This is a genomic window from Cyanobium sp. ATX-6F1 (assembly GCF_047395825.1).
Taxonomy (GTDB): Bacteria; Cyanobacteriota; Cyanobacteriia; order PCC-6307; family Cyanobiaceae; genus ATX-6F1.
Window position 1 is genome coordinate 873,923 of sequence record NZ_JBCEBF010000001.1, and the last position, 26,092, is coordinate 900,014.

The 26,092-nt window shown below is 68.4% G+C and carries 25 protein-coding genes, 8 pseudogenes and 1 riboswitch; of the genes and pseudogenes, 13 read left to right on the plus strand and 20 right to left on the minus strand.

Annotated features, from left to right (window positions below; genetic code table 11):
• Nucleotides 1-68 precede the first annotated feature (68 nt).
• Entirely contained in the window at nucleotides 69-314 is a 246-nt protein-coding gene (gene psaC, locus AAF143_RS05335; RefSeq protein ID WP_254939178.1) for a photosystem I iron-sulfur center protein PsaC, read from the minus strand.
• A 144-nt stretch (nucleotides 315-458) separates the two neighbouring features.
• On the opposite strand from psaC, the gene acpP reads away from it, so the two are divergent.
• From acpP to tkt, 3 genes are all read left to right on the plus strand, one after another.
• The gene (gene acpP / locus AAF143_RS05340; protein WP_255008624.1) at nucleotides 459-701 is read left to right on the plus strand and encodes an acyl carrier protein; all 243 of its coding nucleotides are present in this window, start codon (nucleotides 459-461) and stop codon (nucleotides 699-701) included.
• A gap of 8 nt (nucleotides 702-709) precedes the next feature.
• Nucleotides 710-1,957, plus strand: coding sequence for a beta-ketoacyl-ACP synthase II (gene fabF / locus AAF143_RS05345; protein WP_255008626.1), 1,248 nt, complete (start codon nucleotides 710-712; stop codon nucleotides 1,955-1,957).
• A 66-nt stretch (nucleotides 1,958-2,023) separates the two neighbouring features.
• Entirely contained in the window at nucleotides 2,024-4,015 is a 1,992-nt protein-coding gene (gene tkt / locus AAF143_RS05350; protein ID WP_414026615.1) for a transketolase, read from the plus strand.
• Between the two features lie 208 nt (nucleotides 4,016-4,223).
• On the opposite strand, the gene AAF143_RS05355 is transcribed toward tkt, so the two are convergent.
• Nucleotides 4,224-4,385 carry a DUF2442 domain-containing protein gene (locus tag AAF143_RS05355; protein WP_414026616.1) on the minus strand — a complete coding sequence of 54 codons (162 nt, stop codon included), beginning with the start codon at nucleotides 4,383-4,385 and terminating at the stop codon, nucleotides 4,224-4,226.
• A gap of 78 nt (nucleotides 4,386-4,463) precedes the next feature.
• The gene (locus AAF143_RS05360; RefSeq protein WP_255008747.1) at nucleotides 4,464-4,637 is read right to left on the minus strand and encodes a DUF4160 domain-containing protein; all 174 of its coding nucleotides are present in this window, start codon (nucleotides 4,635-4,637) and stop codon (nucleotides 4,464-4,466) included.
• A 2-nt stretch (nucleotides 4,638-4,639) separates the two neighbouring features.
• On the opposite strand from AAF143_RS05360, the gene AAF143_RS05365 reads away from it, so the two are divergent.
• Complete coding sequence (locus AAF143_RS05365; RefSeq protein WP_255008763.1) at nucleotides 4,640-4,894, plus strand: hypothetical protein; 255 nt, start codon at nucleotides 4,640-4,642, stop codon at nucleotides 4,892-4,894.
• 269 nt (nucleotides 4,895-5,163) lie between these two features.
• Here AAF143_RS05365 and thiC read toward each other — a convergent pair whose 3' ends face one another.
• From thiC to ruvB, 6 genes and pseudogenes are all read right to left on the minus strand, one after another.
• Nucleotides 5,164-6,549: a phosphomethylpyrimidine synthase ThiC gene (gene thiC / locus AAF143_RS05370; RefSeq protein ID WP_255008630.1), complete on the minus strand. Its 1,386-nt coding sequence runs from the start codon at nucleotides 6,547-6,549 to the stop codon at nucleotides 5,164-5,166.
• A gap of 92 nt (nucleotides 6,550-6,641) precedes the next feature.
• Nucleotides 6,642-6,747: riboswitch (TPP riboswitch) on the minus strand.
• A 53-nt stretch (nucleotides 6,748-6,800) separates the two neighbouring features.
• Nucleotides 6,801-7,376, minus strand: a complete 576-nt coding sequence (locus AAF143_RS05375; RefSeq protein ID WP_414026617.1) for a HEAT repeat domain-containing protein — start codon at nucleotides 7,374-7,376, stop codon at nucleotides 6,801-6,803.
• A 24-nt stretch (nucleotides 7,377-7,400) separates the two neighbouring features.
• Nucleotides 7,401-7,607, minus strand: coding sequence for a DUF3188 domain-containing protein (locus AAF143_RS05380; protein WP_255008633.1), 207 nt, complete (start codon nucleotides 7,605-7,607; stop codon nucleotides 7,401-7,403).
• Nucleotides 7,604-8,811: pseudogene (locus tag AAF143_RS05385) on the minus strand (amidohydrolase). Before AAF143_RS05385 ends, AAF143_RS05380 begins: the two are co-directional and overlap by 4 nt.
• The gene (locus AAF143_RS05390; protein WP_255008638.1) at nucleotides 8,811-9,572 is read right to left on the minus strand and encodes a tetratricopeptide repeat protein; all 762 of its coding nucleotides are present in this window, start codon (nucleotides 9,570-9,572) and stop codon (nucleotides 8,811-8,813) included. The pseudogene AAF143_RS05385 and the gene AAF143_RS05390 overlap by 1 nt, the downstream one beginning before the upstream one ends.
• Nucleotides 9,572-10,680 (minus strand): annotated as a pseudogene (gene ruvB / locus AAF143_RS05395) (Holliday junction branch migration DNA helicase RuvB). Before ruvB ends, AAF143_RS05390 begins: the two are co-directional and overlap by 1 nt.
• A 51-nt stretch (nucleotides 10,681-10,731) precedes the next feature.
• Between ruvB and smpB the strand changes: the two are divergent.
• Nucleotides 10,732-11,228: pseudogene (gene smpB / locus AAF143_RS05400) on the plus strand (SsrA-binding protein SmpB).
• A gap of 9 nt (nucleotides 11,229-11,237) precedes the next feature.
• Here smpB and AAF143_RS05405 read toward each other — a convergent pair.
• From AAF143_RS05405 to AAF143_RS05415, 3 genes are read right to left on the minus strand one after another with little or no spacing between them, the layout of a single operon-like run.
• Nucleotides 11,238-12,338: a hypothetical protein gene (locus AAF143_RS05405; protein WP_414026618.1), complete on the minus strand. Its 1,101-nt coding sequence runs from the start codon at nucleotides 12,336-12,338 to the stop codon at nucleotides 11,238-11,240.
• Between the two features lie 26 nt (nucleotides 12,339-12,364).
• Nucleotides 12,365-13,255: a protein kinase domain-containing protein gene (locus AAF143_RS05410; protein WP_414026619.1), complete on the minus strand. Its 891-nt coding sequence runs from the start codon at nucleotides 13,253-13,255 to the stop codon at nucleotides 12,365-12,367.
• Complete coding sequence (locus tag AAF143_RS05415) at nucleotides 13,252-14,238, minus strand: cysteine synthase A (RefSeq protein ID WP_255008646.1); 987 nt, start codon at nucleotides 14,236-14,238, stop codon at nucleotides 13,252-13,254. The genes AAF143_RS05410 and AAF143_RS05415 overlap by 4 nt, the downstream gene beginning before the upstream one ends.
• Before the next feature lie 60 nt (nucleotides 14,239-14,298).
• Between AAF143_RS05415 and AAF143_RS05420 the strand changes: the two genes are divergently transcribed.
• The 7 genes and pseudogenes from AAF143_RS05420 to AAF143_RS05450 all read left to right on the plus strand — a co-directional run bounded on the left by AAF143_RS05420 (nucleotide 14,299) and on the right by AAF143_RS05450 (nucleotide 18,142).
• Nucleotides 14,299-14,793, plus strand: a complete 495-nt coding sequence (locus AAF143_RS05420; RefSeq protein WP_414026620.1) for a DinB family protein — start codon at nucleotides 14,299-14,301, stop codon at nucleotides 14,791-14,793.
• Nucleotides 14,793-15,113 (plus strand): hypothetical protein, encoded by a 321-nt coding sequence (locus tag AAF143_RS05425; RefSeq protein WP_414026621.1) that lies wholly within the window; start codon nucleotides 14,793-14,795, stop codon nucleotides 15,111-15,113. Before AAF143_RS05420 ends, AAF143_RS05425 begins: the two co-directional genes overlap by 1 nt.
• Nucleotides 15,044-15,286, plus strand: a pseudogene (locus AAF143_RS05430) (SUMF1/EgtB/PvdO family nonheme iron enzyme); the annotation flags it as partial. The gene AAF143_RS05425 and the pseudogene AAF143_RS05430, both read left to right, overlap by 70 nt.
• A gap of 297 nt (nucleotides 15,287-15,583) precedes the next feature.
• Entirely contained in the window at nucleotides 15,584-16,591 is a 1,008-nt protein-coding gene (gene egtD, locus AAF143_RS05435) for an L-histidine N(alpha)-methyltransferase (RefSeq protein WP_255008650.1), read from the plus strand.
• Nucleotides 16,578-16,826, plus strand: coding sequence for a hercynine metabolism small protein (locus AAF143_RS05440; protein ID WP_255008652.1), 249 nt, complete (start codon nucleotides 16,578-16,580; stop codon nucleotides 16,824-16,826). The genes egtD and AAF143_RS05440 overlap by 14 nt, the downstream gene beginning before the upstream one ends.
• On the plus strand, nucleotides 16,823-17,341 hold the full coding sequence (locus AAF143_RS05445; RefSeq protein ID WP_255008654.1) for a hercynine metabolism protein: 519 nt from the start codon (nucleotides 16,823-16,825) through the stop codon (nucleotides 17,339-17,341). Before AAF143_RS05440 ends, AAF143_RS05445 begins: the two co-directional genes overlap by 4 nt.
• A 3-nt stretch (nucleotides 17,342-17,344) precedes the next feature.
• The gene (locus tag AAF143_RS05450) at nucleotides 17,345-18,142 is read left to right on the plus strand and encodes a YdcF family protein (protein ID WP_255008656.1); all 798 of its coding nucleotides are present in this window, start codon (nucleotides 17,345-17,347) and stop codon (nucleotides 18,140-18,142) included.
• Between the two features lie 4 nt (nucleotides 18,143-18,146).
• Here AAF143_RS05450 and AAF143_RS05455 read toward each other — a convergent pair whose 3' ends face one another.
• From AAF143_RS05455 to AAF143_RS05485, 7 genes and pseudogenes are all read right to left on the minus strand, one after another.
• The gene (locus tag AAF143_RS05455; RefSeq protein WP_254939156.1) at nucleotides 18,147-18,410 is read right to left on the minus strand and encodes a hypothetical protein; all 264 of its coding nucleotides are present in this window, start codon (nucleotides 18,408-18,410) and stop codon (nucleotides 18,147-18,149) included.
• Nucleotides 18,411-18,444: 34 nt separating this feature from the next.
• Nucleotides 18,445-19,995, minus strand: a complete 1,551-nt coding sequence (lysS, locus tag AAF143_RS05460; protein ID WP_255008659.1) for a lysine--tRNA ligase — start codon at nucleotides 19,993-19,995, stop codon at nucleotides 18,445-18,447.
• 58 nt (nucleotides 19,996-20,053) lie between these two features.
• Entirely contained in the window at nucleotides 20,054-20,863 is an 810-nt protein-coding gene (gene rpaB, locus AAF143_RS05465; protein WP_315859620.1) for a response regulator transcription factor RpaB, read from the minus strand.
• Nucleotides 20,864-21,034: 171 nt separating this feature from the next.
• Nucleotides 21,035-22,341 (minus strand): annotated as a pseudogene (locus AAF143_RS05470) (ABC transporter substrate-binding protein).
• Between the two features lie 43 nt (nucleotides 22,342-22,384).
• On the minus strand, nucleotides 22,385-22,897 hold the full coding sequence (locus AAF143_RS05475) for a rod shape-determining protein MreD (RefSeq protein ID WP_255008663.1): 513 nt from the start codon (nucleotides 22,895-22,897) through the stop codon (nucleotides 22,385-22,387).
• Between the two features lie 3 nt (nucleotides 22,898-22,900).
• Nucleotides 22,901-23,649 (minus strand): annotated as a pseudogene (mreC, locus tag AAF143_RS05480) (rod shape-determining protein MreC).
• Between the two features lie 5 nt (nucleotides 23,650-23,654).
• A pseudogene (locus tag AAF143_RS05485) lies at nucleotides 23,655-24,725 on the minus strand (rod shape-determining protein).
• 158 nt (nucleotides 24,726-24,883) lie between these two features.
• Between AAF143_RS05485 and AAF143_RS05490 the strand changes: the two are divergent.
• Entirely contained in the window at nucleotides 24,884-25,279 is a 396-nt protein-coding gene (locus tag AAF143_RS05490; protein WP_255008667.1) for a single-stranded DNA-binding protein, read from the plus strand.
• 31 nt (nucleotides 25,280-25,310) lie between these two features.
• Here AAF143_RS05490 and AAF143_RS05495 read toward each other — a convergent pair.
• Nucleotides 25,311-25,933: pseudogene (locus AAF143_RS05495) on the minus strand (DedA family protein).
• Nucleotides 25,934-26,092: the final 159 nt, after the last annotated feature.

Sequence of the window (26,092 nt, forward strand, 5' to 3'; positions counted from 1 at the left end):
TTTCTAGTGGATCGCCAGGCAGAAAAAGCCCGGCCGAGGCCGGGCTTGATTCCTTGATGGAGGGCCGATTAGTAGGCCAGACCCATGCTGCGGCTGGTCTCGTCGCCGAGGTAGACGCGGATGCTGAGGAAGTCGGTGGGGCAGGCGGTTTCGCAACGCTTGCAACCGACGCAGTCTTCGGTGCGGGGGGACGAGGCGATCTGGGCTGCCTTACAGCCATCCCAGGGGACCATCTCGAGCACGTCGAGTGGGCAGGCGCGCACACACTGGGTGCAACCAATGCAGGTGTCGTAGATCTTGACGGAATGGGACATGCCCGACCGGAAGCGAACGGCGTGGAGCCCAAAGTACCCAAAGCGGACCGGGGCCAACCGGGGCCCTGGGCACCCCGTCACCCTTGTTCATAAGCCAGGGGGTGTCCGGGCGACCCGTAGGATGCGGCCTCCCACCAACCGGTCATGTCCCAGGAAGCGACCTACGAGAAAGTCCGCTCGATCGTTGCCGAGCAACTCAGCGTCGATGCCGCTGAAGTCAAGCCAGAGTCGAACTTTCAGAACGATCTGGGCGCTGACTCCCTCGACACCGTTGAACTGGTGATGGCCCTGGAAGAAGCCTTCGACATCGAGATCCCCGACGAGGCCGCCGAAGGCATCCTCACCGTCGGTGACGCCGTCAAGTACATCCAGGACAAGCAGGCCTGAGGATCCCGATGGTGGAGGGTCTCCACCGCGTCGTGGTCACGGGCCTGGGCGCGGTCACACCGATCGGCAATGACGTTTCCTCCTACTGGGAAGGTTTGAGCACCGGTCGCAACGGGGTGGCGCCGATCGCCCTGTTCGATGCCTCACGCCATGCCTGTCGGTTCGCGGCCGAGGTCAAGGGCTTCGACCCCACGGGCTGGATCGAACCCAAGGAGGCGAAGCGCTGGGACCGCTTCTGCAAGTTCGGTGTGGTGGCCGCCAAACAGGCGGTCGCGGATGCGGGCCTCAGCGTCGACGATCTCAACCAGCATCGGGTCGGTGTGGCGATCGGTTCTGGGGTGGGCGGACTGCTGATGATGGAGACCCAGGCCCACGTGCTGGCGGAACGGGGGCCGGATCGGGTCAGCCCCTTCTGTGTGCCGATGATGATCCCGAACATGGCCACGGGATTGGCGGCCATCGCCCTGGGGGCCAAGGGACCCAGCAGCGCCGTGGCCACCGCTTGCGCCGCTGGCTCCAATGCCATCGGTGACGCCTACCGGCTGATTCAACTTGGTCTGGCCGACGCCATGGTCTGCGGCGGGGCCGAATCGGCAATCACGCCTCTGGGGGTGGCCGGTTTCGCCAGCGCCAAGGCCCTCTCCTTCCGCAACGACGACCCGGCCACGGCGAGCCGCCCCTTCGATGCCGAGCGCAACGGCTTCGTGATCGGTGAAGGGGCCGGCCTGCTGGTGCTCGAAAGCCTGGAGCACGCCGAGGCCCGCGGCGCCGAGATCCTGGCGGAGGTGGTGGGCTACGGCATGACCTGTGACGCCTATCACTACACCTTGCCCTCCCCCGGTGGAGTGGGCGCCGCCGAGGCGATCCGCTTGGCCCTGGCGGACGCGCACCTCGACCCGGCGGACGTGGACTACATCAACGCCCACGGCACCAGCACCCAGGCCAACGACAGCAACGAAACCGCCGCCATCAAGACGGTCCTTGGGGAGCGTGCGTTCCAGATCCCGGTGAGCTCGACCAAATCGATGACGGGGCACCTGCTCGGTGGCAGCGGCGGGATCGAGGCCGTGGCCTCCGTGCTGGCGCTTGTTCACGGCCTCGTTCCACCTACGATCAATTACCAAAACCCGGATCCGGCCTGTGATCTGGATTACGTTCCCAACCAAGCCCGGGAACAGAAGCTGAACGTGGTGCTCTCGAACTCCTTCGGGTTTGGTGGTCACAACGTCTGTCTTGCCTTCCGTCGGATGGGCTGATTCCCAGCCCCCGGAACGCCCCACTCCCCTCACCCTTCCCTCCATCCCCATGGTCGCCGCGCCCCCGTGTCCATCGACACCCTCTGCGTCAACAGCATCCGCTTCCTGGCGATCGACGCGATCAACAAGTCGAACTCGGGGCACCCCGGCCTGCCCATGGGCGCCGCTCCCATGGCCTACGCCCTCTGGGATCGGGCGTTGAAGCACAACCCCAAGAACCCCCTCTGGTTCAACCGCGACCGCTTCGTGCTCTCCGCCGGCCACGGCTGCATGCTGCTCTACGCGCTGCTGCACCTCACCGGCTACGACAGCGTCACCATCGAGGACATCAAGCAGTTCCGCCAATGGGGATCGAAGACCCCCGGCCACCCGGAAACGTTTGAGACACCGGGCGTTGAAGTCACCACCGGCCCCCTGGGCCAGGGCATCGCCAACGCCGTGGGCCTGGCGATCGCCGAAGCGCACCTGGCGGCGCAGTTCAACAAACCCGGTCTGCCGCTCGTCGATCACTACACCTACGTGATCATGGGCGACGGTTGCCACCAGGAGGGGATCTCCGGTGAGGCCGCCTCCCTGGCGGGTCACCTGGGCCTGGGCAAGCTGATTGGCCTCTACGACGACAACCACATCACCATCGATGGAAACACCGAGGTTTCCTTCACCGAGGATGTGCTCAAGCGCTATGAGGCCTACGGCTGGCACGTGCAGCACGTGGCCGAGGGCAACACCGATGTGGACGCGATCAGCCGGGCGATCGAGGCGGCCAAGGCGGTCACCGACAGGCCAAGCCTGATCAAGGTCACCACCACCATCGGCTACGGCTCCCCCAACAAGGCCGACACCGCCGGCGTGCATGGGGCGGCCCTGGGCGTTGAGGAAGCGGCCCTCACCCGGGCGGCCCTGGAGTGGACCTACGGCGACTTCGAAGTGCCCCAGGCGTCCTACGACCACTGGCGCCAGGCAATCGAGCGCGGCGCCGCCCTGGAATCGGCCTGGAACGACACCCTGGCCTCCTACCGCTCCGCCTACCCCGCTGAAGCCGCTGAATTCGAGCGCCGGCTGCGGGGCGAGCTGCCCAGCGGCTGGGAGCAGGCCCTGCCCAGCTTCACCCCCGCCGACAAGGGCCTGGCCACGCGCCAGTACTCCTACAACGTGCTCAATGCGATCGGGCCCAAGCTGCCCGAGCTGATCGGCGGCTCGGCCGACCTCACCCACTCCAACCTCACCGACATCAAGGGAGAGAAGAGTTTTCAGAAGGGCGCCGAGGCCAACCGCTACCTGCACTTCGGCGTGCGCGAACACGCCATGGCAGCGATCCTCAATGGCCTCGCGTATCACGGCAGCGGCTTGATTCCCTACGGCGGCACCTTCCTGGTGTTCGCGGGCTACGCCCTGGGCGCCATCCGGCTCTCGGCCCTGAGTGAGCTGGGGGTGATCTACGTGTTCACCCACGACTCGATCGGCCTGGGCGAAGACGGTCCCACCCACCAGCCGGTGGAAACGCTGGCGAATCTGCGCGCGATCCCCAATCTGCTGGTGATCCGCCCGGGCGATGGCAACGAAACCAGCGGCGCTTACCAGGTGGCCGTCACCAACCGCAAGCGGCCCACGGTGCTGGCCCTCAGCCGCCAGGCCATGGCCAACCAGGCCAACTCCAGCGCCGACAAGGTGGCCAAGGGCGGCTACATCCTCGAGGACAGCGACGGCACCCCCGAGCTGATCGTGATCGGTTCGGGCACCGAGCTCGAGCTCTGCACCAAGGCCGCCGCCCAACTGCGGGCCGAGGGCAAAAACGTGCGCGTGGTGTCGATGCCCTGCGTGGAACTGTTCGAGGAGCAGGACGCCGCCTACCGCGAATCCGTGCTCCCCGCCGCCGTGCGCCAGCGCCTGGTGGTGGAAGCCTCCAGTTCCTTCGGTTGGCACAAGTACACCGGCTTCGACGGTGACACCGTGTCGATCGATCGCTTCGGAGCCTCGGCTCCGGGCGGCGTGTGCTTGGAGAAGTTCGGCTTCACGGTGGAGAACGTGGTGGCGAAGGCGAAGGCGTTGCTGGGCTGAGGCTGGGCGGAACTCAGCCAGTGAATGTGGGCCGGGACGCTTCTCGGCCGATCAAAGCCCCGCCCAGATGGGTGGGGCTTTTTGATGGCTTGTGGGAGATCATTGGCTGAGAAGGTTCGATCGCAGAAACCATTGCTGGATCTAACGGTCAAGATCAGCGGCGGATAGCAGCCATGGGAGCGCATCACGCAAGCCATGCCATGCCTGCTTATTCTTGATGTTCGGAAGTCATCCTTGCTTGAAGCGGAAACTCACTTGGATGACGGATTGAGGCTACAGATAGATCTACGTCGAGATCGGGCCAATAGAGATGATCTTCTGTTGGGCGGAGCACATTGGCTACTTGTTCAATTGTGCCCCCCTGAACCAAGGGAATTCCGAGTAGGGGATCACCAACTCCTCTTCATCGACCAGTATCCACAGGCAATGCCTGGAGACATTGGTGACCTCAGCTGGGAAAGTAGTTGTTCCAGGCATCGATGATCTCCTGATGGTGAGCTTCCACTACGCGTTGGGCATCCCTGAGTCGCGAATCGCCAAGGCAAATATTCTTTGCAATTTGCACAGCTGGTGTCAACCAGAACTTTGCTTCTCCATCAGGATGACTGACGTGAACATGCATGCGTGGCTCTTCTCGCGAAAAGAAGAATAAACGATATTCTCCATCTCGAAGAACAGTTGGCAACAAGGACTCCTCTAGATAACCACTCAAGCATAGGCAGGAAGGTCGCCCATGTCATGCGGCGTGGCGCAGCAACAGCCCTAATGATCTCCGGGAAGCTCAAACAGGATGAATGCTCCTCAGCCGGTCATACGATCTTCCCAACGCCGATTGGGCTGGCCAGCGAACAAACTGAAGTCAAGGCCCTCCTGTTGTAGGTGACCCAACCAAGGTGTGATGCATGGCATGAAACTCCAGCGGCACAAGGGCCTTGGGCCAACGGCTTTGACCAGGCAGAGTCTTGGGCGGAACCGAGAATCAACTGTTGACACTCCCCAGAAGCTGGTCTGCTCTCGCCAGCGCTTCTGGCTCAGCCCGCCCATGCCAGCCAATGCCAATCCAACCAGCCAACTTCCCTGATCCTCAGACATGAACAAGGCCCAGGAGTTACTCCCCTGGGCCAATCATCAGCAAGCAGGTTGGCTACTCACACCACCGCGGCCTCCTTCTCCTGTGCCTGCGCCTTGAGCACCTCTTCGAGCCCTGCGATGTCCTCATCGGTGATCTTCGTCTGCATCGGGCAGTGCTTCGGCCCGCACATCGAGCAGAATTCGGCCTGCTTGTAGATGTCGGCCGGCAGGGTTTCGTCGTGGTACTCGCGGGCGCGTTCGGGATCGAGCGCTAAATCGAACTGCTTGTTCCAGTCGAAGGCATAGCGAGCCCGGCTCAGCTCGTCGTCGCGGTCGCGGGCGCCCGGGCGGTGGCGGGCGATGTCGGCGGCGTGGGCAGCGATCTTGTAGGCGATCAGGCCCTCACGCACGTCATTGGCATTGGGCAGGCCCAGGTGTTCCTTCGGGGTCACGTAGCAGAGCATCGCCGTGCCGTGCCAGCCGGCCAGGGCCGCGCCAATGGCGCTGGTGATGTGGTCATAACCCGGAGCGATGTCTGTCACCAACGGACCGAGCACATAGAAGGGCGCCTCGCAGCACTCCTCCATCTGCTTTTTGACATTGAACTCGATCTGATCCATCGGCACATGGCCCGGGCCCTCCACCATCACCTGGATGTCGTGCTCCCAGGCGCGGCGCGTGAGCTGACCCAGGGTTTTGAGTTCCGCCAGCTGGGCAGCATCGGAGGCATCGTGCTGGCAGCCGGGCCGCAGGGAATCTCCCAGCGAAAAGCTGCAGTCGTAGCGCTTGAAGATCTCGATGATGTCATCGAAGCGCGTGAACAGCGGGTTCTGCTTGTGGTGATACAGCATCCACTGGGCCAGGATGCCGCCGCCGCGGCTCACGATGCCGGTGAGGCGTCCCTTCACCAGCGGCAGGTGCTCGATCAGCAGTCCCGCGTGGATGGTCTGGTAATCGACGCCCTGCTGGCAGTGCTTCTCGATGATGTGCAGGAAATCATCGGCGTCGAGCTTCTCGATCGAGCCATGCACGCTCTCCAGCGCCTGATACACCGGCACCGTGCCGATCGGCACCGTGGAGGCATTGATGATTGCCGTGCGCACCTCATCGAGGTTGACACCGCCAGTGGAGAGATCCATCACCGTGTCGGCGCCGTACTTCACGGCCAGGCGCAGCTTGGCCACCTCTTCCTCAAGGTCGGAGGCATTGGGGGAGGCGCCGATGTTGGCGTTCACCTTGCATCTGGAGGCGATGCCGATCGCCATCGGCTCCAGGTTGGTGTGGTTGATGTTGGCGGGGATGATCATCCGCCCCCGCGCCACCTCCTCCATCACCAGCGATTCGGGCAGGTTCTCGCGCTTGGCCACATAGGCCATCTCCTCGGTGACCACGCCCTGGCGGGCGTAGTGCATTTGCGACACGTTGGCGTCGCCGCGACGCTTCTCAATCCAGGCGCTGCGCATGATCGTGGGGGGTAGGGCGGAGAACGGGGCTGGGGACAGTCGGCTGAGCGAGGTCGTCTCCGGAGCCGACGCCCACCGGGCCCGAAGGCAAGGCAGATTTCGGGGCACTTCCCTGCGCCGGCATGACCCGGATCAGGTTCGGAGGGTGTGATCTCAGCCCAGGCCTTCTGATTTGGCCGGGCACCCCTAGTGACCTGTGAAACCTAGCAAGGCTGTTTGGTCAAGCGCCAATCCGGAGCTGAGCCGACGACCTAACCCCGCAATCCATTGAGGGCCGCCGCCACCACCCGGTGGTCCCCGTCCTGCTGGAGGCCCACCAGCAACTCCCGGGCGGCGGCGGCGGCGCCTGGATCCGTCGCCTCCCGCACCAGCCTCCCCAGAATCTCGGTGCCGCCCACGCGCACGCTGCCATCGCCATCGGCCACGGCCAGTTCGGCCAGCTCCAGCAGCGCTGCCGGCCCCATCTCCGGCTGCTCGGCCAGGGCCGAGAGAATGCTGCAGCGCACCAGCCACTGGCCATCGCGCTCGAAGGCCTCCCGCACCAGCGGCCAGGCGCGTGCCACCCCATGGCTCACGAGAGCATTGGCCGCCTCGGCCCGCACATTGGGGTCTCCGTCGTGACGCAGGGCCTCCACCAGGGCCTGCCAGCCCGCCTCGTTGCGTTTCTGCCCCAGGCCCGCGCAACTCAACGAGCGCACCATGAACACCTCCTGCTCAAGCCCCAGTAGCAGCAGGGGCACCGCCTGCTCCACCTCCGCCGCCCGCAAACCCACCAGCGCTGGCATTGAGCGGCTGGGATCACCTGAGACGATCGCCTGCTTGAGCATCTCCAGATCCATTCAACGTCTCCTTCAACGACCCGTCTTCTCAGACCGTAGGGCGCTCAGCAGGGCCCGGCGGCGCTGGCCCCGCACGATGGCACTGGTGGCCAGCAGCCCTGAACCGATCAGCAGGGCCGGCAAAGCCTGGAGCCGTTCCCGCTCCTGGCGGCTGACCATGACCAGCAGGGCAAGGAGGATCAGCAGCGGCGAGGCCAGGGCCAGCAGACGCCGGGTCATCGCTGCCGCTCCAGCCAGCGCAACAGGCTGAGGGTGAGCACCTGCACCCCCACGGCCAGGGCGCCTTCATCGGGATCGAAGCTGTTGCTGTGCAGCGGCGAGCAGCCCTGGGGCCCGGCCACCCCGAGGCGGAACATCGTGCCGCGGGTGTCCTGCAGCAGCATCGCGAAATCCTCTGCCCCCAACGATGGCTGCTCCAGGCGCAACACCCGGGCGCGCCCCAGCCGCTCGATCGCGGCCTCCTCCACCAGGTCCGTGAGTTCCGGGTCGTTCTGCACCGGAGGGGCGATGCAGCGATAGCGCACCCGCGCCTCGCCGCCGTAGCCGCGGCAAATGGCGTGCACGGTTTCTTCGATCCAGCCCGGCAGTTGGGCATGCACATCCGGATCCAGGCAGCGCACGGTGCCCAGCAGGCGCACGTGGTCGGCGATCACGTTGAAGGCCTTGCCGCCTTCGATGCGCCCGAAGCTGACCACCACCGGGTGGAGGGCATCCAGCTTGCGGCTGATCGCCTCCTGCAGGCCGCTCACCACCTTCGCGGCGATCCAGATCGCATCGGTGCTCTGGTGGGGCCGGGCCCCGTGGCCCCCTCCCCCAGCACCTCCACCTCCAACTCGCCCGCTGCCGCCGTCAGGCCGCCGCTGCGCACGCCGATCGTGCCCACCGGCAGGCTCGGGAACACATGCACCCCGAAGAGGGCGTCCACCCCCTCCATCGCCCCGTCGGCCACCATCCAGCTGGCCCCCTGGGCAATCTCCTCGGCGGGCTGGAACAGCAGCCTTACCCGGCCCTGCAGCCGATCCGCGTGGGGCGCCAGCAGCTGGGCCACCCCGAGGCCCAGGGTGGTGTGCAGGTCGTGGCCACAGGCGTGCATCAACCCCTGACGGGTGGAGGCATAGGCCAGCCCCGTGCGCTCCTCCACCGGCAGGGCATCCATGTCGACCCGCAGGGCCGCCAGGGGGCCATGGGACGGGCCCAGTTCCGCCACCACCCCGGTGCGGCCCACCCCCTCGCGCACCCGCCAACCCCACTGGCGCAGCTCACCAGCCACCAGGGCGGCGCTCTGGTGCTCCTCCCCGCTCAGCTCCGGGTGGGCATGGAGGTGGCGCCGCAGGCCGATCCACTGGGGCAGAGCCTCCGCCAGGGCGCCCTCCAGAGCCAGCGCCTGCCAGAGATCAGTGGAAGCCGTTGCGGCGGGGGACATCAGCGGGTGAGGGCGAGGAAATCCTCGAGGGCGTGAACGGGCTCCGGCGGCCAACGCCGCTGCGCCAGCAACCATTCTGGCTGGCCGTAACGGGGATCAAGGCCGGAGGCCGCCGCCCAGTTGCTTTCGGCCTCACCGCTGGCTCCCCGGCGCCACAGCAGGGCGGTGAGGCCGGCGCGGGCATCGGCGAACATCGGGTAACGGCGGATCAACGAGCGCAGCTGCCGCTCGGCGTTCTCCTGCTCGCCCAGTTGAATCGCGGCCAGGGCGGCGCTGGAACGGGCCATGGCGAAGCCGGGACGGGCCGCGGCGGCGGCCTCGAAGCAGGAGCGGGCTGCGCTCCAATCCCCCTGGGAGCCGCGCACGTTGCCCAGGTTGTAGAGGGCGGAGGCATCGGCGGGGTCGCGCTCGAGGATCCAGCGGTAATCCGCCTCCGCCTCCGGCCATTGCTGCAGCGCCTCCTCGGCGGTGCCGCGGTTGAGGTGAGGATCGGGGCTCTCCGGCTCCAGGACCATGGCCCGGTTCTGGTCGGCGATGTCCGCCTCCGGCCGGCCCAGGGCCAGCTGCACGTTGCCGCGGTTGCTCCAGGCCGAGGCCGATTCAGGCGCCTCCTCCAGCACCCGATCCCACAGGGGCAGGGCCTCACCGAAGCGCCCCGCCTGGCTGGCGGCCAGCGCCTGATCGAACAGCTGGGGCAGGGTCAGTTGCACCGTGAGCAGCAGGGCCAGCAGCGGTGGCCCCAGCAGTGGCACCCCGAGCATCAGGCCGCCTCCGGCCAGCCCAGGTGCTCCCGGCCCTTGGCGGTCACCACCCGGCCGCGGGGGGTGCGCTGCAGAAAGCCCAGTTGCAGCAGGAACGGCTCCACCACCGCCTCCAGGGTGGCGGGGTCCTCGCCCAGGCCCGCCGCCAGGGTGTCGATGCCGACGGGGCCACCGCCATAACCCTCCAACAGCAACACCATCAAACGGCGATCGCTGGCGTCGAGGCCCCGTTCATCCACCCGGTGCAGGCTGAGGGCCTCGCCCACCAGCTCGGCGCTGATGGTGCCGTGGCCACCCACGCTGGCCACATCGCGTACGCGGCGCAGCAGCCTGTTGGCGATCCGGGGCGTGCCGCGGCAGCGCCGGGCCACCTCCAGGGCCGCCAAGGGCTCCAGATGCAGCTTCAGCAGGCCCGCCGCCCGTTCCACGATCGCCTGGAGGTCGGGCAGGTCGTAGAACTCCAGCCGCTGCACCAGCCCGAAGCGATCGCGCAGGGGTGAACTGAGCGAACCGGCGCGGGTGGTGGCGCCCACCAGGGTGAAGGGGGCGATCGGCAGGCTGCGGGTGCGCGCCGAAGCGCCCATGCCCACGGTGAGATCGAGCCTGAAATCCTCCATCGCCGGATACAGCAGTTCCTCGGCCACCCGGTTGAGCCGGTGGATCTCGTCGATGAACAGCAGCTCGTGGGGCTGCAGGTTCACCAGCAGACCGACGATGTCGCGGGGGCGCTCCAGGGCCGGCGCGCTGGTGATGCGGCAGCGCACCCCGAGCTCCTCGGCCAGTACCAGGGCCATGGTGGTCTTGCCGAGGCCGGGGGGCCGTAGAGCAGCACGTGATCGAGCGCCTCGCCCCGGTGGCGGGTGGCCTCGATGGCGATGCCCAGCACCTGCTTGAGCTCCCGCTGGCCGATGTAGTCCGCCAGGCGACGGGGGCGCAGGGTGTCTTCACGCAGCACAGGGGCGTCGGGGGCGCTCTCCTCCGCCAGGCTTTCGGGATCCACCAGCCGCGGCCGGGACCCCAGCGAGTCCCCCGCCGACGCCGCCGGCTTGCGCTTGGAGCGCCCGGCGGCGTCAGCGCCCCGTCCGGCCCCTGAGGAAACGATCGCCATGGGGCGAGGGTACCGGCCCCTGCCTAGGGTCGGGAGATTCCAGGGACGGTGATGGCGAAGGGCGGAGGCAAGAAAACCGCCAAGTCCGCACGGGACGCCGCCAACAAGCTGCTGGCGGACAACCGCTTCGCCCGCCACCAGTACGAGATCCTCGACACGCTCGAAACCGGCGTGGAGCTGCTGGGCACGGAGGTGAAATCGATCCGCGCCGGCAAGGCCAACCTGCGGGATGGCTTCTGCCTGATCAGGAACGGCGAACTGCAGCTGCACAACGTGCATATCTCCCCCACAGCCACGCCGGCGCCTACTTCAACCACGAGCCGCTGCGGGTGCGCAAACTGCTGGCCCACCGACGTGAGATCGACAAGTTCCGCGTCGCCCTCGATCAGAAGGGGCTCACCCTGGTGCCGCTCAACCTCCACCTCAAGGGCTCCTGGATCAAGCTCACCATTGGCCTGGCCAAGGGGCGCAAGCTCCACGACAAGCGCCAGGATGAAAAACGCAAGCAGGACGCCAAGGAGACCCGCGCCGCGATCGCCCGGATCTGATCGGAGCGCTCAGTTCGCCTTGGGCTCGGCGCCGGGCACCGGCGGCGGCGGGGTGGGCCCCGCGGGCGCCGATGGAGTGGGCTCGGGCGTCGGGGCGGGGGTGGGCGTGCTGGGGGCCGGATCGGTGGGCGTGGGCTCCCCTGGGGTGGTCGGGGTGGTGGGCGTCACCGGCGGGGCAGGATCCACGCGCAGCGACAGGGTGATCAGGGCCGGTGCCACGCCCTCATTGGTGATCAGCAGCTGCACCGGCGCGCTGGTGATCCTGTCGAGGCTGATCACCCGCAGGGGCCCCTTGGCCTCCAACAGGGCGCCGTCGGCAGCGAACACGCTCATCTGCATCAGCGGCGAACCGTTGACCCCCAGCACCAGCCGGGAGCCGGGGCCGATCTGGATCGGGAACAGGCGGGCACCCCCGGCCTCCACCTGGGCCGAGAGCACCCGGGTCTGACCGAGCTGGGTCTGGATCTGCTCGATCTGCACGTTGGCCAGGCTCTTCTGGGCCGCCGCATACCAGAGCTGGCGGAAGGGCTCCGGGGGGATGTCCTCACCGGAGCGGCCGGGCAGCAAGTTCTGGGCTGAGCCCGACACCAGCTGGCGCAGCACCGCCGGGCTCAGCCCCTGGGCCCCCAGGCGGGTCTGCTGGCTCTGCCAGTCGCCGGCACTGAAGCTGCCCAGGCGCCGGCGCAACTCCGGGGGCAGCTGTTCCACCCGCGCCAGCCACTCTTCGGCCAGCTCGTTCCAGACCTTGCGCAGGGGCGCGTCCTCGAGCGAATCACTGGGCAGGCGGCCGCCCCGTTCGGGGAACTGGGCCAGCAGGCTGGCGTCCACCAGCTTGAGGAACCAGGCCCGATCGATCTGGAGCGCCCGTAAGCGATTAAGAAGCTGCTGGCGCTGGTCCACCTCCGCCGGCGGCAGGCTGGCGGGCAGCTGCAGGGAGGCGGCCGGATCGGGGGTGGGGGCCTTGCCGCGGCTGAGCAGCAACCAGCCCAGGGCGGTGCCCACCACCGCCGAGAGCACCAGGGCAATCACCACCGGCCAGAGCCGGCCTTCGGCCTCCTCCTCCTTCTGCTCCTGGCGGCTGCGGGGAGCAGGCTCGACGCTCGCGGCCACGGCGGGCCGCAGGGGGAAGCTCCGGCTCAGGCGACGTCGATGGCGCTTCCACTGGCGGAGTGGGCGGGGCGCTCTGGGGCACCAGCACCACGGTGCGGTCGGCCCGGGCCACGGGCCCGGTGCTCTCGGGCATGGGCAGTTGCTGCAGGGCCTGCAGGGCCGCCGCCGCCGAGGCGAAGCGCTCGGAGGGCTCGCTCGCCAGCAGGCGCGTCAGGGCCTCCCGAAAGCCCGGCTCGGGCTCCAATCCAGCGGGCAACCGCCAGGCCAGGGTGACCGGATCGAGCAGCTCGGCGGGCTCCTGGCCACTGAGCAACACCAGCGCCACCACCCCCAGGCTGTAGAGGTCCATCCAGGGCTGGGCCGGCTCCCCACGCACCAGCTCCGGCGGCGCGTAGCCGGGGTGGCCCCCAGCAGACCGGCTGACTGGGCGGCGGTGGCCGCCACCCCCGCACCAGGCCGAAATCCAGCAGCACCGGCAGACCGTCGCGATCCCGCCGCAGCAGGTTGGCGGGGGTCAGATCGCCATGGAGCAGCTGCTGGCTGTGGAGCACCGCCAGCACTGGCAACAGCTGGCGCAGCAGCAACAGCACCTCTCCGGAGCCGAACACCAGCTGGCGCTCGCGGCGGGCCTCCAGCAGCTCCTGGTAGGTGGGACCGCCCTGCCACTCCCGCACCAGCCAAAGGCTGGCGCCGTCCTGGATGACACCACCGAACCGGGGCACCTGCGGGTGGAGCACCCCTTGAAGGCGGCCCCAGAGCTCACGAAAACGCTGTTGATCCTGGCCCGGGGCCAGCTGGCGCAACACCATCGGCGCCTCGCCGGCCAGCTGGTCGCTGGCCCGCCACAGCACCCCCTGGGCACTGCGGCTGAGCTGCTCCTCCAGCAGGTAGCGATCGCCGATCAATGCGCCGCTCATGAGCCGCGCCGGGGCTGGCTGAGCCCCTTGCTGGCCAGCCATTCGCCGTCGTAGAGGCGGGAGCGGTAGCGGTCGCCGCTGTCGCAGAGCACGGTCACCACCGTGTGACCGGGCCCGAGACGCCGGGCCGTCTCCACCGCGGCGGCCACGTTGATGCCCACCGATCCGCCCATGAACAGTCCCTCACGCCAGAGCAACTGGTAGATCGTGTCGAGGGCACTCTGGTCGTCAATGCGCACGGCGTCATCCACCGGTGCCCCCTCCAGGTTGGCGGTGACCCGGCTGTTGCCGATGCCCTCGGTGATCGAGCTGCCCTCGAGCGTCAGTTCGCCGCTGGTGGCCCAGCTGTAGAGGGCACTGCCGTGGGGATCGGCGATCACGCAGCGCACCCGGGGGTTGCGTTCCTTCAGAAACAGCGCCACCCCGGCATAGGTGCCGCCGGTGCCGGTGGCGGCCACCCAGGCATCCACCTGGCCGCCGGTCTGCTCCCAGATTTCCGGGCCGGTGGAGTTGTAGTGGGCGCGCCGGTTGGCGAGGTTGTCGAACTGATTGGCCCAGATCGCCCCGGGGGTTTCAGCGGCGATCCGGCCGGAGAGGCGCACGTAGTTGTTGGGGTCGCGGTAGGGCACCGCGGGCACGGTGCGCACCTCCGCCCCCAGGCTGCGCAGCAGGCCGATTTTCTCCGCTGACTGGGTGTCGGGGATCACGATCAGGCTGCGGTAGCCGCGGGCATTGCAGAGGTGGGCCAGGCCGATGCCGGTGTTGCCGGCGGTGCCCTCCACCACGGTGCCGCCGGGCTGGAGCTCACCGCTGGCCTCCGCCTCCAGCAGGATTCCGAGCGCGGCCCGGTCCTTGACGGAACCGCCGGGGTTCATGAACTCCGCCTTGCCCAGAATCTCGCAGCCGGTGAGCTCGCTGAGGGCCTGGAGCCGGATCAGGGGCGTATGGCCGACCGCACCCACGAATCCCTGGGTAATGCCCATGGCGCCGGCCGTGCTCCTGCAGAAGATGTGGGGCGATCGTAGGTGCCACGCCGCGCCCGTTTGGCCCGATTAACCTCGCTCCAGTCACGCTGCCCCGGTGGAGAGTCCCCCGACACCGCGGCGCTGGCCCACCGGCTGGGGAGCATCCGCCGCCAGAGCGAAGCCCTGATCGCCGGGCTCCAACCCGAGGACCTCTGCCTGCAGGGCATGGCGGACGCCAGTCCGCCCAAATGGCACCTGGGCCACACCGGCTGGTTCTTCGAGACGTTCCTGCTGGCAACGGAGCTGCCGGAGCACGAACCGGCCGACAGCCGCTGGGGCTACCTGTTCAACTCCTATTACGACACGGTCGGCGAGCGGCTGGCGCGGCCCCTGCGGGGTCTGCTCACCCGTCCGACGATCGCCGAGGTGCTGGCCTGGCGTCAGCGGGTGGACGCCAGCCTGGTGCTGCTGATCGAGCGGCTCGATCAACGCCCCCCGCCCAGCGCAGCGCCCCGCTGGCCCTGCTGGAGCTGGGTCTTCAGCACGAACAACAGCACCAGGAACTGCTGCTGATGGACCTGTTGGACGGGTTCGCCCGCAACCCGCTCGAACCCGCCTATCGCAGCGGCCCCGATGGTCCCGAAGCCGGCTATGCCAACGGCCCTGGAGCCAGCGAATGCGCCACCGCCGATGGGGGCTGGCGGGCCCATCCCGGCGGGCTGGTGGCGATCGGCCATCCGGGTGAGGAGGCCGCGGGCTTCCATTTCGACAACGAGACCCCCGCCACCGCCACTGGCTCGAGCCCTTCGCCATCGGCGGACGACTGGTCAGCAACGGCGACTACGCCGCCTTCATCGCCGACGGGGGCTACCGGCGCCCGGAACTCTGGATGAGCGAAGGCTGGGCCCTGGCCACCGAGCGGGGCTGGCAGGCCCCCCGCTACTGGCGTGGCAGCGGCGGCGCCCAGGGCTGGGAGTGGGAGTTCACCCTCGCCGGCCGCCGTCCCCTGCGGCCACAGGCACCGGTGCGCCACCTGAGCTGGTTCGAAGCCGAGGCCTACGCCCGCTGGGCCGGCGCCCGCCTGGCGACGGAAGCCGAATGGGAGATCGCCGCCGCAGCGGGCCTGCTGGCGGACATCGGGCAGCTCTGGGAATGGAGCGCGAGCCCCTACCGCCCCTACCCCGGCTTCCTGCCCGCCGCCGGCGCCGTGGGCGAGTACAACGGCAAGTTCATGAGCTCCCAATTCGTGCTCAGGGGCCACTCCTTCCTCACCCCGGCGGGCCACGGCCGGCTCACCTACCGCAACTTCTTCCCCCGGCAGCCGCTGGATGGCCAGCGGCCTGCGCCTGGCGAGGAACGCTGGATGACTTCGGCGCTGCTGGAGCCGGAGCTGCTCGACCTGCACCCCGCCGCCGCCGACATGGAGCGGCTGGTGCGCGAAGGTCTGCGCCGCAGTCCCAGGCAGCTGCCGGCCTGGTTCCTCTACGACGAGGAGGGCTCCCGCCTGTTCGAGGCGATCTGCTGCCAGCCGGAGTACACCCTCACCGCCACCGAGACCGCCCTGCTGGAGGCCCGGGCGCCGGCCATGGCCGCGGCCATGGGCTCGGGGGTGCTGGTGGAGTTCGGCGCCGGCAGCGCCCGCAAAGTGAGTCCGCTGCTGCGGGCCCTGGACGGGCCGGCCTACGTGGCGCTCGACATCAGCGCCGCCCACCTGCGCTCGGCCTGCCGGGATCTACAGGGCCGCCATCCCGGCGTGCCCGTGCTGGGCATCTGCTGCGACTACACCAGCCTCGAGCGCCTGCCGGACCACCCGCTGCTGGAGCGGCGAAACAGGCTGGGCTTCTTCCCGGGCAGCTCCCTGGGCAACTTCAACCGTGCGGAGGCCCTGGGGCTGCTGCGGCAATTCGCCCGGCTGCTGGGCCCGGGCAGTCAGCTGCTGATCGGCATCGACCAGCCCAAGAGCGAGCGGCGGCTGGAGGCGGCCTATGACGACCGCGCCGGCGTGTCGGCCGCCTTCGCCCTCAACCTGCTGCGCCGGCTCAACCGGGATCTGGGCGGCGACTTCGACCCCTCGGCCTTCCGCTACCGGGCCCGCTGGCAACCGCAGCAGCAGCGGATCGAGATGGCCCTGGTGAGCGAGCGGGATCAATGGGTGAGCGTGGCCGGCGAACGCTGGCACTTCGCCGGCGGCGAGCCCCTGATCACCGAACACAGCGTCAAGTACGACCCCGCCAGGTTCCTGGCCCTGGCGGAGCAGGCCGGCTGGCGGGCCAGGGAACGCTGGAGCGATCCAGCCGGCGACCTCAGTGTTCATCTTCTGGGGCAGGCAGACTCGTCAGCAACGGAACCCCAGCTCGATGAGCAGAGATGACCAACGGCGCGCTGTGCGCCTGGTGCGCGAGGGCCTGATCGAGCAGCTCGAAGCGCTCTACGGGGAGGCCTTCGACCGCATCAGCACCCAGGACCTGGGCGAAGGGGCGATCGCCCGGCTCACCCAGTTGCTGCTGCGCTCCCGCGAAGGGGCGATCACGCCGCTGCAGGAGGAGATCGAGGCCCCCTTGATCACCAGCGCTCCGGGCCAACCCCGGGATGGGCAAACGCCGTGAGCGCCAGTTGGTTCGAGCAACTTGAAGCCCGGCTCGAGCAGCAGTTGGAGGCCTTCCTGCGCTCCAACCCCCAGCAGCAGTCGCTGTTCGATCAAGAGGAGTTGCAGGAGCGCGAACGGCGCCTGCACCGGCGGGAGCTTCAGCTGCAGCAGCAGGCCATTGAGCAGCGCAACCAGCTGCTCGACCTGGCCAAGGAGATCTCCACCTGGCAGCAGCGGGTGGAGCGGGCCCGGAGCGCCGATGCCAGCGCCCTGGCCCAGCGGGCCCAGGCCCACGTGGATCAGCTGATGGGCCAGGGCCGCGACCGCTGGAAGGCCCTGGCGCAGCTGGGGGAAGACTTCCAGCGGCTGCAACGGGAACGGGACGAACTGGCCCAACAACCCCGCGGCGCCACCGACGCCCGTGATGGGTCGGCGGCAGCACCCAAGGCGGCCGCCGCCGACCTGGATTCGGACTGGGCAGCCTTCGAAACCCAGCAGGACCTGGAGCAGCTCAAGCGAAACCGCGGCTCCTGAACCATGGGCTTCCTGCTCTCGAAGCTGCTGCCCCTGGCGCTCTACCCCCTGGGGCTGGCGCTGCTGTTGCAGCTGGGCGCCCTGGTGGGCCGCCGACGGCGCTGGGCCGGCTGGGTATCAGCCGCGGGCCTTGCCCTGCTCTGGATCAGCGCCATGCCCTTCACCGCCCGGCAGCTGGTGTGGAGCCTGGAGGAACGCAGCGCCGCCCTCACGCCTGATCCCTTGCCGAAGGCCGATGCGGTGGTGGTGCTGGGGGGCGGCCTCAGGCCCGCCCTGACGCCGCGCCGGAGCGTGGAGGTGGGGGAGGCGGGCGATCGGCTGCTTATGGGCCTGCGGCTGATCCGCCAGGGCAAGGCACCGCTGCTGGTGGTGAGCGGCGGCCAGGTGAGCTTCACCGGCAGCGATCCGGCCCCGCCGGAGGCGGTCACGGCCCGGGCCCTGGCCATCGAGCTGGGGCTCAAGCCCAGTGCCATCGTGGCCAATGCCCGCTCCCGCACCACCGCCGAGGAGGCGCGTGACATCGGCGCGCTGGGGAAGCGGCGGGGCTGGCGTTCGGTCCTGCTGGTGACCAGCGCCACCCATCTGCCCCGCGCCCTGGCCAGCTTCGAGCGGCTCAGCGGCCTGCGGGTGGTGCCTGTGGCCTGCGACTTCCAGTTCGCTTCAAGGAACCTCTGGGGCCGACCCACCGCGGGCAGCGTGCTCAAGGACGCTCTGCCGGACGCCGAGGCGCTGTTCCTCAGCACCGTGGCGCTGAAGGAAGTCCTGGGGTTGGCCAGCTACCGCCTGCTGGGGCGCAGCTGAGGGCTTACTTTTTGGGAACCGGCGGCACCAGGCTCACGCCCTCGGGCGGCGGGGTGGGATCGGGATCGGCGATCAGCATGTGCTGGAGCACGATCTCGGGGCGCTCACTGTCACGCCAGCGGATCCGATAGGCCGGCATCTTGGTGCCCCGGCTCGTGGTCTGTTCGACAGGCTCCATCACCCAGCCGCGGCGGGAGCGACCCTGGGGATTGCGCTTGACCACCGCATCCGCGTGCTTGAAGCGGAAACCTACGCGCTCACCACTCATGGGCCGGTTGAGATTGCCTAGTGAGTCCATTATCTCACTGCGCCGGTTCGGGGTCCGAAATGGAGCTTTCCTGACCTCCCCGGCTCTCCGGCCGTAACAGCGGAAAGGCAATCACATCGCGGATGCTGGGGCTGTCGGTGAGCAGCATCGCCAGCCGATCAATGCCGATGCCCAGGCCGCCGGTGGGGGGCAAGCCCACCTCCAGGGCCTGGAGGAAGTCTTCATCCAGGCCCTGGGCCTCCAGATCCCCCGCCAGGCGCCGATCCTGCTGGGCCTCCAGCCGCTGGCGCTGGTCGATGGGGTCGGTCAGCTCACTGAAGGCATTGGCGGTTTCGCGGCCAACGATGAACAGCTCGAAGCGCTCCACCAGGCCGGGCTTGCTGCGGTGGGCCCGGGCCAGGGGTGAATTCTCCAGGGGGTAATCGATCACGAAGGTGGGCTGGATCAGATCGGCCTCCACCCGTTGCTCGAATGCCTCCACCAGCAACCGGCCCACCGAATCCGCCAGGGCCGGCGCCTCCAGCCCTGCGGCCTCCATGGCGGCGGCGGCCGCCGCCCGGTTGGGGAAGCTGGTGAAGTCCAACCCGGTGGCCTGTAGCACCAGATCGTGCATGGTGGACCGGCGCCAGGGGAGGCTGAGGTCGACCTCCGTGCCCTGGTAGGTGAGGCGGGTGCCACCGCACACCTGCACGGTCACCGCGGCGATCAGCTCCTCGGTGAGCACCATCATGTCGGTGTAGTCGGCGTAGGCCTGGTAGATCTCCACCGAGGTGAACTCGGGATTGTGGCGGGTGCTGATCCCCTCATTGCGGAAGATTCGCCCCAGCTCGTACACACGCTCGAAGCCGCCCACCACCAGCCGCTTGAGATGCAGCTCGGTGGCGATGCGCAGGGTGAGAGGGAGGTCGAGGGTGTTGTGGTGGGTCTCGAAGGGCCTGGCGTCGGCTCCCCCGGGCACGCTCTGCAGCACGGGTGTTTCGATCTCCAGAAAGCCCCGCTCATCGAGCCAGCGGCGCAGCCCGCTCACCAGCCGGGCCCGGCGCCGGAAGGTCTCGCGGGTCTGGGGGGAGACGATCAGATCCAGGTAACGCTGGCGGTAGCGCTTTTCCACATCCGCCAGGCCGTGCCACTTATCGGGCAGGGGCTGGAGCGATTTGGTCAGCATCCACCACTGCAGCACCTTCACCGAGAGCTCGCCGCGGTCGGTGCGCCGCAGGGTGCCGCGCACGCCGATCAGATCGCCGGCATCCACCAGGGAGGTGAGCTGGTCGAAGCTCTCGGGGTTATCCGGCTGGGAGGCGGCCAGGGTGGCCTTCTCGATGAACAGCTGGATCGGGCCGGATTCATCGGCCAGGGTGAAGAAGGCGAGCTTGCCCATCACCCGGCGGGTCATCACCCGGCCGGCCACCAGCACCTCCAGGTCGCGCTCCGCACCGTTGGGCAGGTCGGCGTGGTCGCGCTGCAGATCGGCCGTGTGGTGGCTGGGATCGAAGCGCAGGGCATAGGGACCCTGACCCAGGTCGGCGAGGACGCGAGCCTTGTCCAGTCGGGCCTGCTCCAGGCGGTTGAGGCGCTGCACAGGCACCGGCGGGGGATCAATCAAGAGGCCCCATCCTGCAGGAGAGGGCGCATGCAGGGAGGGCTCAGGCGCTGACGCCGACCAGGGTGGGTTCACCCACCCGCTGGGAGGCGTAGCCGGTGCCGCGCACGGTGAGGATCAGCTCCGGGTTGCGCGGATCGGGTTCGAGCTTGCCGCGCAGGCGGGCCACGTAGACGTCGACAACGCGCAGGTCGGCGGCCCGGCGGGGTGGGTAGCCCCAGAGCTGCTCGAGGATCTCCGCCCGGGGCACCACCTGGCCCGGTTCGCGGAACAGCAGCTCCAGCAGGCTGAATTCGGTGTAGGTGAGCCCGATGCGCTCGCCCTCGCGCGTCACCTGGCGGCGGTTGGTGTCCACCACCAGATCGCCGACGCGCATCACCCCGTGGCCCACGGGCAGATCCCTGGGTTCGCTGGCGGCCGAACCGCGGCCCACCCGGCGCAGGATGGTGGCGATGCGGGCTTCGAGCTCCTTGGGGCTGAAGGGCTTGGGGAGGTAATCGTCGGCTCCGAGATCCAGGCCCGCCACCCGCTCGGTGATCGCATCGAGGGCGGAGAGAAAGATGATCGGCACGCAGGATTCGGCCCGCAGCCGCCGACAGACGGCGAAGCCATCGAGCTTCGGCAGCATCACATCGAGCACCACCAGATCCGGTTGCTCCTGGTGGAAGAGGTTCAGCGCCTCCTCCCCGTCTTCCGCGCAGATCACCCGGTAGCCCGCCAGTTGCAGGCGCATCACCAACACCCGGCGCACCGCCGCCTCGTCGTCGACCACGAGCACGGTGGCCTGATGCTCGTCATGCCCGGAGTCGAAGGAATCGCCCTGATCTGGACGGGGATGGTCCTCCAATGGCATGGCGTTAAGCCGGATGAAGAAAGGCAACACTACCGCTCAGCGCGGACCCACCGAGCCCTGAAACGGCTGGGATCAGGAGGCTTTCCCCAAGTCTTAAGGATTCGTCCAGATCCCTCGGCATCCGGATCCACGCACCCCGCGGCGGCCAGCGTCAAAGCCTGCGCCGCTCCGCTAGGGCCAGCGGGCTTCGGCGTAACGGTTCCACTCCAGGGCCGCCGCCGCCAGGGCCTGGTCGCTGCTGATCTGCCCCAGCATCGCCCGCTGCAACTGCGTGTAGAGGATCGACTGCAGCCGCTTGACCCCCGGGGTGGCAGGCACCAGCACCCGGGCTCGTCCCAGGGTGGTGAGCGAGAGCTTGCGGGCGGAGACCACCTGGGCCTCGGCCGCCCCCGGGGCTTGGCCCGCTCCAACTGCTGCCCCACCTGACGCAGGGCGCCGGTGGCCGAAGGCAGCACCTTGGCCTGTTCGGCGAAGCGGGCCTGATTGGTGGCGTTGGTGAGAAACAGCGCAAAACTGACCGCCTCACGCGGGAGCTTGCTCTGTTTGGGGACCGCCAGGTTCATCACCGCCACGTTGGCGGCGCCATCGGGGCCCACCAGCGGCGGAAAGGGGGCCGTGGCGGTGGCGACGGTGGGGGCGTTGGTCTGGATGCTGCGCAGGAACTCCGCCCCGCTGGCCACCTGGGCCAGGTCACCGCTCTGGTAGAGCTCGATCGCCCGCCGGAACCCCTGGCTCACCACCTCCCGGGGCAGCAGCCCGCGCCGGTAAAGGTCCGTCCAGAAGGCGAAGGCCCTCCGGCCCGCGGGGCTGTCGAAAGCCGCCCGCTGGCGGGCATCGGTGAGGCTCACCCCCATCTGCACCATCGATTCGAGCAACTCCGCCGAGTCGTCGGGCACCACCGTGGTGAACAGGGCATAGCGGCCGGTCTGGCGCTTGATCGCCGCCGCGTAGGCGGGCACCTCGCTCCATTGCTTCGGGGGCTGGCGATAGCCGGAGCGGGCCAGCAGGCTGCGGTTGGCCAGGGTGATGCGGGTGGTCAGGTACCAGGGGATCGTGATCTGGTGGCCATCGGCGCGGCCCGCCTGCCAGATGCGGGGCAGATAGGCGCCACCGGCGCCGGGCGGCAGCACCGGATCCAGGTTCAGAAGACCCCCCTTGCTGGCCAGGTTGGCCGCGAACAGGGGGTTGAGGTTCACCAGGTCAGGGGCGGAGCGGGCGAACACCGACGCCAGCAGCTTGCGCTCCACCGAACCCCAGGGCAGATCGGTCCAACGCACCGTCACCCCAGGGTTCTGACCTTCCCATTCGGCGATCACGGCCCGCATGTAGCCGTTGAACTTGGGGGCCAGATCCAGGGTCCAGAACTGCAGCTCCCGTTTCGGGGCCTCGGGCCTGGCGCAGCCGCCGAGCAGCAGCAGGGCAAAAGCGACGCCCGAAGCGCGAACAATCAGCTTGCGTGTCCCCCATGGGCGGGCCATGGAGGGTCGGTTTCGGGGGATCAAGGAAGAGGGCGGCAACGGCTCAACCCCGCAACGACGAGGTTCGCTGGCGCCAGAACAGCAGCTGCAGCGAGCAGATCATCGGCGCCAGCAGACCCGTGAGCAGGGTCTGGGCCAGCAGGATCGGCAGGCCGCTGAGCCGCAGCAGCTCAAGCGGAGAGCCCCCTAGGGCGAACTGAAGCATCAGGCTGAGGTTGAGCAGCAAGGTGCCCACCAGGGCCAGAAGCCCCAGGCTGAAGCTGCGCTCCAGCGGCGGCCCGTTGCGCGCCATCCGGCCCCACCACCAGCCCAGCAGCGCCAGGGCCGGCATCTGGCTGGCCCCGCCGAGGTTGAGGCCATCGAGCATCAGGCCCAGAGCAAGACCGGCCAGAGCGCCTGAGAGCGGCCCCTCCACCAGGGCCCAGGGCAACAGCCAGAGCACCGCCCAGGAGGGCGGCACCCCGGTGAGCTTGAGCACGCCCGGGGAAGCCAGCACCAGCAGGGGAACGGCCAGGGCCGTGGCCACGTACCAGGGCTGACGAGACAGCAGCGCCATGGCTCAGCGACGGCTGGAGAGCATCACCTGAACCCCGTCGATGGCCTCGATCGGAGCGCTCAGCTGCACCAACGCCTCGGGGGCCGGCATCACCTTGTCGTCCACGGCCTGAATCACCCCGACGGTGAGGTTGGGGGTACCAATGTGCTGGCCGGGGAGGTCACCACCAGATCACCCGGTCGCACCTGGGGATCCTTCTCCAGGAACCGCAGCACCGGGCGGGCGGTGCCCAGGCCCGTGAGCAGACCATGGCGCTGGGTGCGCCCCACCCAGACGCCCACGTGGCTGCTGGTGTCCGTGAGCAGGGTGACCCGGGCCGTCACCGGGGTGACGCTGGCCACCCGGCCCAGCAGGCCACCGGGGGCCACCACGGCGTCGCCGGGCTGGATGCCCTGGAGCGACCCCCGGCCGATCACCAGCTGCTGCCACCAGCCCCCAGGTTCCCTGGAGATCACCGGCGCCATCAGCAGCTGCGGGTTGGCGTGGCTGAGGTCCAGCAGGGTGCGCAGGCGGCTGTTGTCCTGGCGCAGCTGGGCCAACTGGCTCTGATCCGAAAGCTTCTCGGCCGACTGAACCCATTCCTGCTGGGCCGAGCCCGGCCAGAACGGGGCGCTGAGCAGGGCGTAGAGCTCGCTCAAGTAAGCCCCCTTGCTCAGGCGGATGCCCACCAGGGCCAGGAACAGCAGCATCCAGGGCCAGCCCTGGACCAGCAGCCGCGCCGGGGGGACGCGAAAGGGGCGTCCAAGCGGCATCGCGATCAGTTGGTGTTGCGCGAGAAGTCAGGGGTGTCCAGCACCCGCTCCAGGCGCTTGTAGTCCTCCAGCACCCGGCCGCAGCCGTTGACCACACAGAGCAGTGGATCCTCGGCGATGTGGGTGAGGATGCCGGTCTCGTGGCTGATCAGGTCGCTGATGCCGCGCACCAGGGCGCCGCCGCCGGCGAGCATGATGCCGCGATCGACGATGTCGGCGGCCAGCTCGGGGGGTGCGCTCCAGGGTGCGCTTGACCGCCTCGACGATCACGTTCAGGGGTTCGGCCATGGCCTCGCGGATGTCACCGGCGCGCACATTGATCGTGCGGGGCAGACCGGAGAGCAGGTGGAGACCACGCACATCCATGGAGGTGTCGTCGTGGCGATCGTCGGGGAAGGCCGATCCGATCCGGATCTTGATGTCCTCGGCGGTGCGCTCACCCACCACGAGGTTATGGACCTTCTTGAGGTAGATGCCGATGGCCTCGCTGAGTTCGTCGCCGGCCACCCGCACCGACTCGCTCAGCACCGTGCCGCCCAGGCTCAGCACGGCCACTTCGGTGGTGCCGCCGCCGATGTCGACGATCATCGTGCCCACGGGCTCGGTGACCGGAAGACCGGCGCCGATCGCCGCCGCCACCGGCTCATCGATCAGGTGCACCTCCCGGGCGCCGGCCAGGCCCGCCTCACGCACGGCCCGCCGCTCCACGCCGGTCACGCCGCTGGGAATGCCGATCACCAGCCGGGGAGCCACGATGCCGCGGCCCTCATTGCCCTTCTGAATGAAGGACTTGATCATCATTTCAGCGGCGTCGAAGTCGGCGATCACGCCATCGCGCAGGGGGCGCACGGCCCGGATGTTCCCGGGGGTGCGACCGAGCATCAACTTGGCCTCATCGCCCACCGCCAGGGGCACCCCTTCTCCAGATCGAGCGCCACCACCGAGGGTTCCTGCAGCACGATCCCCTTGCCGGACACGTACATCAAGGTGTTGGCCGTTCCCAGATCGATGCCGATGTCGCGTGAGAGCTGGAAACGTCGAAAGAACACAGGGGTGCCACCAAGGGGGCGAATCATAGGAGTGCTGGCCGGGCGGGCCCCTGGATGAACGGCAAACTGGGACCTGCCCCAAAAACACAGGCTGATACGTCCGGGGCCAGGGGTGGAACTCCCTGAACGAGGCGCCCCAAGAAAGTGGCGCATCATTGACCAACTACACATCAGGAGACAACGCCATGGGCGTCAATTCCGTCACCCTCGTCGGCCGGGCCGGCCGCGACCCCGAGGTGCGCTACTTCGAATCGGGCAGCGTGGTGGCCAACCTCACCCTTGCGGTCAACCGCCGCAACCGCGACGAAGAGCCCGACTGGTTCAACCTCGAGATCTGGGGCAAGCAAGCCCAGGTGGCCGCCGACTATGTCCGCAAGGGCTCCCAGCTGGGAATCATCGGTTCGCTCAAGCTCGACCGCTGGACCGACCGGGCCACCGGTGAGGAACGCAGCAAGCCGGTGGTGCGGGTGGACCGCCTCGAACTGCTGGGCTCCAAACGCGACGGCGAGCAGGGCAGTGCCTATGCCGAGGGAGGTGGCTACGGGGGAGGTGAGCCCAGCTCCGAGGAAGTGCCTTTCTGAGGGCTCTCCAGCGGGGGCGTGGCGTCTGGGGTCAGTGTGTGTTGCGGTGCTTGTTCCAGGTGCGCAGCCCCAACCAGGCCCCCAGGCCGAGCACAGAGAGCACCAACAGCACCTTGATCGCCTTGGTGAACGGCTCCATCCAAACTTCTACGTTGGTGTAGCCCTCACCCAGCATCATCCCAGCCACCGTCAGCAGCAGGGTCCAGATCAGACTGCCTGCGGTGGTCCAGATCAGGAAGGGGGCCAAAGGCATCATCTCGATCCCCGCCGGCACCGAGATCAGCGTGCGGATCCCTGGCACCAGTCGACCCCAGAACACCAGCGCCGTGCCGTGGCGGTTGAACCAGCTGCGGCTGCGGCGTAGCTCCTTGGTGCTGATGCCGATCCAGCGGCCATGGCGCTCGAGCCAATGCTCAATCCGCTCTTCGTTCACGAGGCGGCCAACGCCGTACCAGGGCAGGGCTCCGAGCACTGTGCCCAGCAAACCGGCCAGCACCACTGGAACCAAGGCGAGCTTCCCCTGCTGCACATAGAACCCCCCAGGGGCATGATCAATTCCGAGGGAATGGGCGGAAACAAATTCTCCAGAAACATGGCGGCAAAAATCGCGCCATAACCCGCGGTCGGATTGGCCTCCACCGCCGATCCGATCATGTCGGGCAACTGTTGAACCAAATCGATGGCCACAGGAAGCGATCAGAGGGGTCGTGGCAAGTCTTCCAGACCAGCAGGCTGAGAACGCCTCCAGAGACCAAAGGCCAGGGGCACAAAAAAGCCCGACCAGAAGGCCGGGCAGGAATCAAAGGCGGCCGA

Coding starts and splice junctions, on each gene's coding strand:
- AAF143_RS05455 (WP_254939156.1), bottom strand. CDS start 18,410: ATGAGTGGTGAGCGCGTAGGTTTCCGCTTCAAGCACGCGGATGCGGTG.
- AAF143_RS05375 (WP_414026617.1), bottom strand. CDS start 7,376: ATGCTCAAGCAGGCGATCGTCTCAGGTGATCCCAGCCGCTCAATGCCA.
- fabF (WP_255008626.1), top strand. CDS start 710: ATGGTGGAGGGTCTCCACCGCGTCGTGGTCACGGGCCTGGGCGCGGTC.
- AAF143_RS05360 (WP_255008747.1), bottom strand. CDS start 4,637: ATGCATGTTCACGTCAGTCATCCTGATGGAGAAGCAAAGTTCTGGTTG.
- rpaB (WP_315859620.1), bottom strand. CDS start 20,863: ATGCCATTGGAGGACCATCCCCGTCCAGATCAGGGCGATTCCTTCGAC.
- AAF143_RS05490 (WP_255008667.1), top strand. CDS start 24,884: ATGGGCGTCAATTCCGTCACCCTCGTCGGCCGGGCCGGCCGCGACCCC.
- acpP (WP_255008624.1), top strand. CDS start 459: ATGTCCCAGGAAGCGACCTACGAGAAAGTCCGCTCGATCGTTGCCGAG.
- AAF143_RS05380 (WP_255008633.1), bottom strand. CDS start 7,607: ATGACCCGGCGTCTGCTGGCCCTGGCCTCGCCGCTGCTGATCCTCCTT.
- AAF143_RS05475 (WP_255008663.1), bottom strand. CDS start 22,897: ATGGCGCTGCTGTCTCGTCAGCCCTGGTACGTGGCCACGGCCCTGGCC.
- thiC (WP_255008630.1), bottom strand. CDS start 6,549: ATGCGCAGCGCCTGGATTGAGAAGCGTCGCGGCGACGCCAACGTGTCG.
- AAF143_RS05415 (WP_255008646.1), bottom strand. CDS start 14,238: ATGGGCATTACCCAGGGATTCGTGGGTGCGGTCGGCCATACGCCCCTG.
- psaC (WP_254939178.1), bottom strand. CDS start 314: ATGTCCCATTCCGTCAAGATCTACGACACCTGCATTGGTTGCACCCAG.
- AAF143_RS05425 (WP_414026621.1), top strand. CDS start 14,793: ATGGACCTGTTGGACGGGTTCGCCCGCAACCCGCTCGAACCCGCCTAT.
- AAF143_RS05390 (WP_255008638.1), bottom strand. CDS start 9,572: ATGCTCGGGGTGCCACTGCTGGGGCCACCGCTGCTGGCCCTGCTGCTC.
- AAF143_RS05450 (WP_255008656.1), top strand. CDS start 17,345: ATGGGCTTCCTGCTCTCGAAGCTGCTGCCCCTGGCGCTCTACCCCCTG.
- AAF143_RS05410 (WP_414026619.1), bottom strand. CDS start 13,255: ATGAGCGGCGCATTGATCGGCGATCGCTACCTGCTGGAGGAGCAGCTC.
- egtD (WP_255008650.1), top strand. CDS start 15,584: ATGACTTCGGCGCTGCTGGAGCCGGAGCTGCTCGACCTGCACCCCGCC.
- AAF143_RS05440 (WP_255008652.1), top strand. CDS start 16,578: ATGAGCAGAGATGACCAACGGCGCGCTGTGCGCCTGGTGCGCGAGGGC.